Source organism: Pseudomonas sp. GW456-L12, assembly GCF_059424045.1.
Genome location: NZ_JBWKZA010000039.1, coordinates 41,624 through 50,736, shown reverse-complemented (window position 1 = coordinate 50,736; position 9,113 = coordinate 41,624). Strand labels below are relative to the sequence as shown.

At 64.6% G+C, this 9,113-nt stretch carries 7 protein-coding genes and 1 pseudogene; all 8 read right to left on the bottom strand.

The window, feature by feature from the left end:
* Positions 1–368, bottom strand: a pseudogene (locus tag AC07Y9_RS29120) (ABC transporter permease); the annotation flags it as partial.
* A gap of 70 nt (positions 369–438) precedes the next feature.
* Positions 439–2,019, bottom strand: a complete 1,581-nt coding sequence (locus tag AC07Y9_RS29115; protein ID WP_102680118.1) for a sugar ABC transporter ATP-binding protein — start codon at positions 2,017–2,019, stop codon at positions 439–441.
* Between the two features lie 85 nt (positions 2,020–2,104).
* Positions 2,105–3,031: a sugar ABC transporter substrate-binding protein gene (locus AC07Y9_RS29110; protein WP_009043386.1), complete on the bottom strand. Its 927-nt coding sequence runs from the start codon at positions 3,029–3,031 to the stop codon at positions 2,105–2,107.
* Positions 3,032–3,085: 54 nt separating this feature from the next.
* A complete protein-coding gene (locus tag AC07Y9_RS29105) occupies positions 3,086–3,283 on the bottom strand; it encodes a hypothetical protein (protein WP_102680104.1) in 198 nt (65 codons plus the stop codon).
* Positions 3,284–3,425: 142 nt separating this feature from the next.
* The gene (locus AC07Y9_RS29100) at positions 3,426–4,484 is read right to left on the bottom strand and encodes a Gfo/Idh/MocA family oxidoreductase (protein WP_102680105.1); all 1,059 of its coding nucleotides are present in this window, start codon (positions 4,482–4,484) and stop codon (positions 3,426–3,428) included.
* Between the two features lie 202 nt (positions 4,485–4,686).
* Positions 4,687–5,547: a sugar phosphate isomerase/epimerase family protein gene (locus AC07Y9_RS29095; protein WP_102680106.1), complete on the bottom strand. Its 861-nt coding sequence runs from the start codon at positions 5,545–5,547 to the stop codon at positions 4,687–4,689.
* A 256-nt stretch (positions 5,548–5,803) separates the two neighbouring features.
* Entirely contained in the window at positions 5,804–6,814 is a 1,011-nt protein-coding gene (gene iolG, locus AC07Y9_RS29090) for a bifunctional inositol 2-dehydrogenase/D-chiro-inositol 1-dehydrogenase (RefSeq protein WP_102680107.1), read from the bottom strand.
* Between the two features lie 34 nt (positions 6,815–6,848).
* On the bottom strand, positions 6,849–8,783 hold the full coding sequence (gene iolD, locus AC07Y9_RS29085) for a 3D-(3,5/4)-trihydroxycyclohexane-1,2-dione acylhydrolase (decyclizing) (protein WP_102680108.1): 1,935 nt from the start codon (positions 8,781–8,783) through the stop codon (positions 6,849–6,851).
* Positions 8,784–9,113 lie beyond the last annotated feature (330 nt).

The following is a 9,113-nucleotide window of genomic DNA, read 5'->3' as shown; positions in this document are numbered from 1 at the left end:
ACCGGCATCCACACCGGCAGGTCGGTCAGCGACGGGAACACCGCGCGGGTGAAGTCCGAGGTCTGCGCCAGGCTGGCGGCGATCATCGCCGACAGCGCCAGCACCGAGCCGGATGACAGGTCGATGCCGGTGGTGATGATCACCTGGGTCACGCCTATGGCCAGCAGGCCGATGATCGACACCTGCAGGATCATCAGCACCAGGCGCTGGGAGTTCATCAGGAAGCTCTGGTCGCGCACGATCCAGCCGAACAGCTCGAACACCAGGCCGATGCCGATCAGCACCAGGAAGATGCTCAGCTCGGTGGGCAGGCGCCGGCGCGTTCTGGCTGGCGCCGCCGCGGGTTTGTTTTCCAGTATCGCGTTCATAAGCCTTCACCTTCTTCTTGTATGGCCGGCGGCGAACACACCTCGCCGATGGCCTTGATACGTTTGCCGGCTAGTGGACCAGGGACATCCCGGAAGCCAGTTGCATGACCTTCTCCTGGGTCGCTTCAGCGCGGTCGAGGGTGCCCATCAGTTCGCCCTCGTGCATGACCATCACCCGGTCGCTCATGCCCAGCACTTCCGGCAACTCCGAAGAGATCATGATCACCGCCATGCCTTCGCCGGCGAGGTAGGCGATCAGCCGGTAGATCTCGGCCTTGGCGCCGACGTCGATGCCGCGGGTCGGTTCGTCGAGGATCAGCACCCGCGGGTTGGTCATCAGCCAGCGCGCGAGCAGGGCCTTCTGCTGGTTGCCGCCGGACAGGGTGTCGATGCACTGCTCCAGCGACGGGGTCTTGACCCGCAGCTTCTTGCACATGTCCTCGCACAGGGCGCGCAGGGCCTTCTGCTGGATGAAACCGTTGCCGGCATAGTGCGGCAGCACCGCCATCTCCATGTTTTCCAGGACCGACAGGCAGGGAAACAGGCCGCTGAGCTTGCGGTCCTCGGTCAACAGGGCAAACCCCTTCTCGATGGCCATGTGCGGATCGCTGATGCGCACCGGCTGGCCGTCGAGGCGGATCTCGCCGCCGTCGCTGGGGGTGATGCCGAAAATCGTCTCGGCCACATTGGTGCGTCCCGAGCCCATCAGCCCGGCGATGCCGAGGATCTCCCCGGCGTGCAGGTCGAAGGACACGCCCTCGAACACCCCGTCCAGGCGCAGGTCGCGCACCGACATCAGCAGCTCGCCTATGGGTTTTTCGCGCACCGGGAACAACTGGCTCAGTTCGCGGCCGACCATCATCGAGATCAGGCTGTCGCCGTCCATGCTGTCGGCCCGTTGCAGGCCGATGTAGGCGCCGTCGCGGAACACCGCCACTTCATCGGCGATGGCGAACACTTCGTTCATCTTGTGGGTGATATAGATGATGCCCTTACCCTGGGCCTTGAGGTCGGCGATGATCGAGAACAGGTGCGCCACCTCTTTCTCGGTAATGGCCGAAGTCGGTTCGTCCATGATCAGGATGTCGGAGTCGTAGGACACCGCCTTGGCGATCTCCACCATCTGCCGCTCGGCGATGCTCAGGTTGCCCACCTGTTCCTCGGGGTCGAGGTTGATCCGCAGGCGCTCCAGCAGCAGCGCGGTGCAGCGGTGCATCTCGCGGTGATCGACCATGTGCAGGCCGTTGAGCTGCTCGCGGCCGATCCAGATGTTCTCGGCGATGCTCATGTGCGGCATCAGGTTGAGTTCCTGGTGGATCATCGCGATCCCCGCCTGCAAGGCCGCCAGCGGCGTCTCGAAATTCACCCGCTGGCCCTTGAGGCGCAGCTCGCCGGCGTCCGGCTGGTAGATCCCGGCGATGATTTTCATCAGGGTCGACTTGCCCGCGCCGTTCTCCCCCATCAGCGCCAGCACCGTGCCGGGACGCACCCGCAGCTGCACATCGGACAGGGCGACAACCCCGGGGAAACCCTTGCTGACGTTGATGACTTCCAGCAGATAGGGCTGCTGCTCGGACACAGACTGGGCAGACTGAGCGGCGGGCTGCGCAGCCGCCGTCGGGATGCTCGAAGCAGTCGCTGAAGCGAACATGATCAGGTACTCCATCCGCGGGGCAGCTGGGCCACCCCGCCGGCTTATGGTTGTTGTGGAACGGGCGGGCTCTTTTGAACCAGGCCTATTTGAACTGGGCGACGTTTTCCGGGGTGATCAGGCGATACGGCACCCACACCGCCTGCTCTACCGGCTCGTGCCTGGCCATTTTCACCGCGGTATCGATCGAGCCGTCGGCCTGGCCCTTGGCATCCTGGAACACCGAGACCGCCAGGTCGCCCTTCTGCACCGCGCGCAGGCCATCGGGCGTGCCGTCGACCCCGGCGATCAGCACACTGCCCTTCTCCACCCCGGCCTGTTTCAGCGCCATGGCGGCGCCGATGGCCATTTCATCGTTGTTGGCCACCACCGCATCGAACTGGCGGCCCTGGGTCAGCCAGTCGTTGACCAGGGTCATGGCCTTGTCCCGCAGCCAGATCCCGGTCTGTTCCTGCTCGACCTTGATCCCCGGGTACTTGGCCAGCACTTCCTTGACGCCCTTGGTGCGGTTGGTGGTGGAGTTGTTCGCCAGGTCGCCCAGCAGGATCACCACCTCGCCCTTGCCGCCCATCTTGTCGGCCAGGTACTGCATCTGCATCTGCCCGGCCTCCAGGTCGTTGGAGGCCACGGTGACCACGCCCTTGGGCAGGTTCAGGTCGTCCGGCCGGCGGTTGACGTAGACCAGCGGAATCCCGGCCTTGACCGCCGCTTCGGTGATCTTGCGGGTCGCCGCGGTGTCCACCGGGTTGACCACGATGGCGTCGACCTTCTGGCTGATAAAGCTTTCCACCTGGCTCAGCTGCTTGACCACATCGGCCCGGGCGTCCTCGAACTGCAGCGTGACGCCGTCCGGCAGCGACTTGGCTTTCTGGTCCATGGATTCACGCAGGTAGGTCAGCCAGGTGTCGTCGAACTGCGACATGCTCACGCCGATCTTCAGGTCGGCGAACGCCGTGCCGCTGCCCAGCAGCAGGGACAGGGCAAGCGTGGCGAAACGGGTCTTGGTCTTCATGAAAGGTCTTTCTCCACATTCTTGTAGGTTTTATGGATAAGGCGCAGAAACCACTCAGTGAGGCAGACGCACGATCGGCGCGCCGGGCATGCAGCACACCAGCGCGCCCTTGCGTTCGACGCAAAGCAGGCGGACCAGGGACTGGACGACAAAGGCATACCGGGGTGTTTGGCGGGGTGTCCGACTGGACAATGGATGGCGGCGCGGCAGTGCGCGGCGAAGCAGGTGCACAACGGAACTGAAGGTTTTCATCGACGGTACCTGTTTTGTTTTTGTTGGCGGGTTTCACTCGGTTCAAGGCGGATCTGAAATCGGCCTGTGACGCTGGCGAAACCCTGCTAGTCGGCAACCTGGAAATGACTTTATTGGAAAATAATTTCTATATCAACTCATTTTAGAATTTTATTCCAAATTCATTCTGCAGCCGGAAATCGGCCATTTCCACCACCTGGCGCTGGCGCCAGCTCAGGCGCGCGGCGTCCAGCACGCGGGTGGTGGCCAGGGCCTCGGCCGCGGTCACCGGCAGCGGCCCCTGCCCTTGCAGCGCCGCCTGCCACTGTTTATAGAACTGCAACCAGTCGCCCCGCTCGGAAGCCACTCGCTCGCGGATTTCGCCCTGCTCGAACCAGCCCCAGCGCCGGTGTTCCTCGACGCCCCAGCGCTCGCCCTCGGTCTGCGGCGACAAGCCGGCGACCAGCGCCTGCTCCTGGCCGTCCAGGCCCTCGACCGTATAACTGCCGGCCGACCCGCTGACCCGGAACCGTGGCCCCTGGCAGTTCTGCAGACAACTACCGGATAAATGTGAAACCACGCCGTTGGCATGGCTCAGGGCGAGAAAAAAACCGTAGTCGCAGGTCGGCGCCTGGGGGGCGTACTGCAACTCGGCGTAGACCCGGGTCACCGGGCCGAACAGCTGCAAGGCCTGGTCCACCAGATGGCTGCCCAGGTCGCGCAGGAACCCGCCGCCGCTGGTATTGCCCACGGCCTGCGGCACATAACGCTCGACCCGCGACTCGAAGCGGCTGACGCTGCCCAGGGCGCCGCTGGCGATCAGCTTGCGCAGGGTGAGGAAGTCCGAGTCCCAGCGCCGGTTCATGTACACGCTCAGCGGCACCCGACGGGTTTGCGCGGCGTCGATCAGCGCCTTGGCCTGTTCGAGGTCGCTGGCGAAGGGTTTGTCGCTGACCACCGGGACACCGCGCTCGATGGCTTCCAGCACCAGCGCCGCGCGGCCCTCCAGCGGGGTGGAAATCACCAACCCGTCGATCCCCGCCGCGACCAGTTGCTCGATGCTGTCGAAGGCCCGCACCCCGGGGTGCTCCGCCGCCAGCAGCTGCCGGCGCTCGGCCGACAGGGTGACCACGCCGACGAAGGTCGCGCCGGGCAGGCTGGCAATCAGCGGTGCATGAAAATGTCGGCCGCCATGGCCGTAACCCACCAAACCAATGCGCATCGCAAAGCCCTCCTTATATAGAACTCGATGTAGCCCTGTAGCCCTGTAGCCCTGTAGCCGCTGGCGCAGCCTGCGATCGACCACGCAGTGGTCGCAACCACGGCGCATGCGGTCTTTCAGCTCCCTGCGCGTCAGCAGGTTTTGCGAGGACGTTGTCCTCGATCGCAGGCTGCGCCAGCGGCTACAGGCGGCTGCGTTTGTGTCAACGGCACAGTTCGCTGCTGACCCGCTCCAGCATCATCCGGTTGGACTCGTCCGGGCGGTCTTCCCAGGCGAACACCGAGACCGTGGCGATGCCGTCGAACTGGATCTCGCGCAGGGTACCGAAGAACGCTGTCCAGTCCACCTCGCCCTGGCCGATGTCCAGATGCTGGTGCACGGTGGCGGTGACGCCCGGCGGGTTGACGATATAACGCAGGCTCGAAGACGCCTTGTGGTTGTAGGTGTCGGCGATGATCAGGTGGCTGAGCTTGCTGCCCGCGTACTTGAGCATCGAGGCGATGTCGCCCTTGCCGTCGTCGTAGAAAAAGGTGTGCGGCGCCGCGTACAGGTAGTTGATCCAGTCCCGGTCGAAGCCGCGGATGATGTCCACCGACTCGTTGTTGCGCTCGCAGAAATCATAGGGGTGGGCCTGGATATCCAGCTTGATGCCCTCGCGCTCGAACTCCGGGATCAACTCGTCCATGGAGCGCATGAACTGGTTCTCGCACACCAGCGGGTTGTCCGACTGGCCGGTGAACTCGCTGTTGACCAGCTCGCAATCCAATTCCACGGCGATCTGGATCGCCCGCTTCCAGTTGCGCACCGCCGCCACGCGCAAGCCTTCGTCGGCGGCGGCCCAGTGGTACATCGGCAACAGCGAAGAGAGCTGCACGCCGCTGTCGCTGAGGGCCTTGCGAAACGCCTTGATCCGCGCCCGGTCGACCCGGGGCGCCTTGTAGAACGGCAGGAAATCCTCGCGCGGCGACAGCTCGATGTACTGATAACCCAGTTCGGCGGCCTTGTCGGTCATCTGGCCCAGCGGCAGGTGGCGGTACATGTAGGGGTCCAGTGCGATACGCATTTTTATGTTCTCCCCGAATCTGAAGTGGTGACCTGTAGCCGCTGCCGCAGGCTGCGATAAGGCCGAAGGCCTTCAGCGATCTTGAGGCCTTGCGCGCCCTTCGGTCGCGATCGCAGCCTTCGGCAGCGGCTACAAAGTTGCTGTGTCCCCTGTAGGAGCGAAGCTTGCTCGCGATGGAGTTGGATGCGCCGCGTTGTTCCAGACAGACCGCGTCATCGTTAACGTCCATCGCGGGCAACCGGCCGCTCCTACAGAATTAGCCATAGAACGCCGGGCGCGGCGGTTGCTCGACCTTGACGATCTGCCCGCTGTTCTGCGCCTCGATGCAGGCATCGGCGGCCACCGCCGCGGCATAACCGTCCCAGGCCGAAGGGCCACCGACCTGCCCGGCCCGTACGCCGTCGATAAAGGCCTGCAGCTCGACGTCATAGGCAGCGATAAAGCGGTCTTTCCAGTCCATCAGGATCGTGTTGGACAGCTTGGCCTCGCTGCGCAGCTGCACCTGGGACGGTTCCGGCAACTTGGCGATGCCGGTCTCGCCCACCACTTCGCACTGGATGTCGTAGCCGTACTGGCAGTTGACGAACACCTCGACGTCGATGCGCGTGCCCTTGGCGGTTTCCAGCAGCACCACCTGCGGGTCGCGCAGGTGCGCCAACGCCTTGCTCGACTTGCGCGGGAACACCACCTGCACCGACACATAGTCGTCGGCCAGCAGCCAGCGCAGCACGTCCAGCTCATGGATCAGGGTGTCGGTGATCGCCATGTCGGTCTTGTAGTTCTCGCCGACCCGCGGGTTGCGGTGGGCGCAGTGCAGCATCAGCGGTTCGCCGATCCGGCCGCTGTCGATCACCGCCTTCAGCGCGCGGTAGCCGGCATCGTAGGGGCGCATGAAGCCGACCTGGACCAGGCGCTTGCCATGGGCCATCTCGGCCTCGACGATCTTGCGGCAGCCGGCGGCGGTCACCGCCAGCGGCTTCTCGCAGAACACCGGCTTACCGGCGGCGATGGCGGCCAGCACGAACTCTTCATGGCTCGGCCCCCAGGAGGTGACCAGCACCGCCTCGACTTCCGGCGCCTTGATCAACGCATGGCCGTCGGGATAGACCTCGGCGGCGATCTTCAGCTCGGCCACCACCTTCGCCGCCTGCGCAAGATTGATGTCGGTGACCGCCACCACCTGGCTGCCCAGCAGGGTCTGGCTGCAACGACGGATATGGTCCTGGCCGATGGCCCCGGTACCGATGACGCCCAGTTTCAAAGACATGGTGCTACTCCTGTTGTTGTTCGTTTGAGAGCAATCAGTACTGCCGGGCCTTGGCCAGGCGTTCGTTGAGTTGTTTGGCCACCGCGTCGGTACGCGCGCTGGTGGACACCTGCGCCACCCCGACCCGCCACCAGGACAGGTACTTGTGGATCATGGTCTTGGGCAGGACCTTGATATCGATCAGGGTCGACACCGTCTGGGTCCGCGCATCGGCCAGGGCCGCCTGCAGCTCTGCCACGGTCTTGACCTTGTAGGTCTTGCAGCCATAGGCCGCCGCGCTCATGGCGAAATCCACCGGCACGAAGCCGCCGTCGAGCTTGCCGGTCTCGGGATTGCGGAAGCGGAACTCGGTGCCGAAGCTGTCCATGCCGTGTTCCATCTGCAGGTTGTTGATGCAGCCGAAAGTCATGTTGTCCAGCAGCACCACATTGATCTTGCGTCGCTCCTGGATCGAGGTGGCCAGCTCCGAATGCAGCATCAGGTAGGAGCCGTCGCCCACCAGGGCGTAGACCTCGCGCTGGGGTTCGGCGAGCTTGACCCCCAGGGCCGCGTTGACCTCGTAGCCCATGCAGGAATAGCCGTACTCGACGTGGTAGGTGTTGACCCCCTTGCTGCGCCAGCTGCGTTGCAGGTCGCCGGGCAGGCTGCCGGCGGCGGCGACTATAACCGCGTCGTCGCCCAGGGTCTGGTTGAGCACCCCCAGCACCCGGCTCTGGGTCAGGCAGGAACCGGTCAGTTCGATAAATTCGCGCAGCACCGCCGGGTCCATATGGTCGTTAATCTCCGGGACAAAGCCGTCGGCGTGGTATTCGACCTGGTAGACCCGGTCCACCTCCGCGTCCAGCTGCGCCCGCGCCTGGCCGATCTGTTCGCCCCAGGCGGCCTGGTAATCGCTGCGCGCCAGGGCTTCGGCCAACCCGCTCAGGCCTTCCCGGGCATCCGCCAGCAGCTGCACGCCGTCGAGCTTCAGCGCATCGCAGGGGCTGATATTGAGGTTGAGAAACTGCGCATCGGCGCGGAACAGCGACTTCGAGGCGGTGGTGAAATCGCTGTAGCGGGTGCCAATGCCGATAATCAGGTCCGCCTCTTTCGCCAGCAGGTTGGCCGCCAGGCAACCGGTCTCGCCGATGCCGCCGACATTCAGCGGGTGGCTGGAGACCACCGCGCTCTTGCCGGCCTGGGTCTCGGCGAAGGGAATGCCGAAGCCTTCGGCGAAGGCCAGCAGCGCCTCGTTGGCCCCGGAGTACTTGACCCCGCCGCCACAGACAATCAGCGGCTTGCGCTTGCCGGCAAAGGCCGCCACGGCATCCTCGAGCATGGCCGCGGTGGCCGGCCGGCGCTCGATGCGGTGCACGCGTTTTTGCAGGAAGTAATCCGGGTAATCGTAGGCCTCGGCCTGCACGTCCTGAGGCAAGGCCAGGGTCACCGCGCCGGTTTCCGCCGGGTCGGTGAGCACGCGCATGGCGTGGATCGCCGCGGTCATCAACTGCTCGGGGCGGTTGATGCGGTCCCAGTATTTGCTCACCGCCTTGAAGGCATCGTTGGTGCTGATGCTCAGGTCGTGGAACTGCTCGATCTGTTGCAGCACCGGGTCGGGCTGGCGGCTGGCGTAGACATCGCCGGGCAGCAGCAACAAGGGAATGCGGTTGGCGGTGGCGGTCGCCGCGGCGGTCAGCATGTTCGCCGCCCCCGGGCCCACCGACGAGGTGCAGGCGTAGATCTTGCGCCGCAGGTGTTGCTTGGCGAAACCGATGGCGGCGTGGGCCATGCCCTGCTCGTTGCGGCCCTGATGCACCAGCAGCTCGCCGCTGTCCTGCTCCAGGGCCTGGCCCAGGCCGAGCACGTTACCGTGGCCGAAAATGGTGAAGATCCCGGCGACGAACTTGCTCTGCACCCCATCGATCTCGACGTACTGGTTGTCGAGGAATTTCACCAGGGCCTGGGCCATGGTCAGTCGTGTCGTAGTCATGCTTGCCCCTTGATCAATACGGTGAAGGTTGATGCGCTTACCGCCCTTGCTGCTATTGCCCTTGCCGCTTTTACTGCTTTGCGCCCTTCCTGCTTTTGTAGCCGCTGCCGCAGGCTGCGATAAGGCCGGAGGCCTTCAGCGAACCCGAGGCCTTGCGCGCCCTTCGGTCGCGATCGCAGCCTTCGGCAGCGGCTACAGGAAGCGGTGTCGGGCCAGGGCCTGCTTGAGGCGACCGCCCTTGCTGTTCTTACTGCTCTTGCCTCCTGCTTGTGTAGCCGCTGCCGCAGGCTGCGATAAGGTCCGCAGGACCTTCGGCGATCTTGAAGAGCG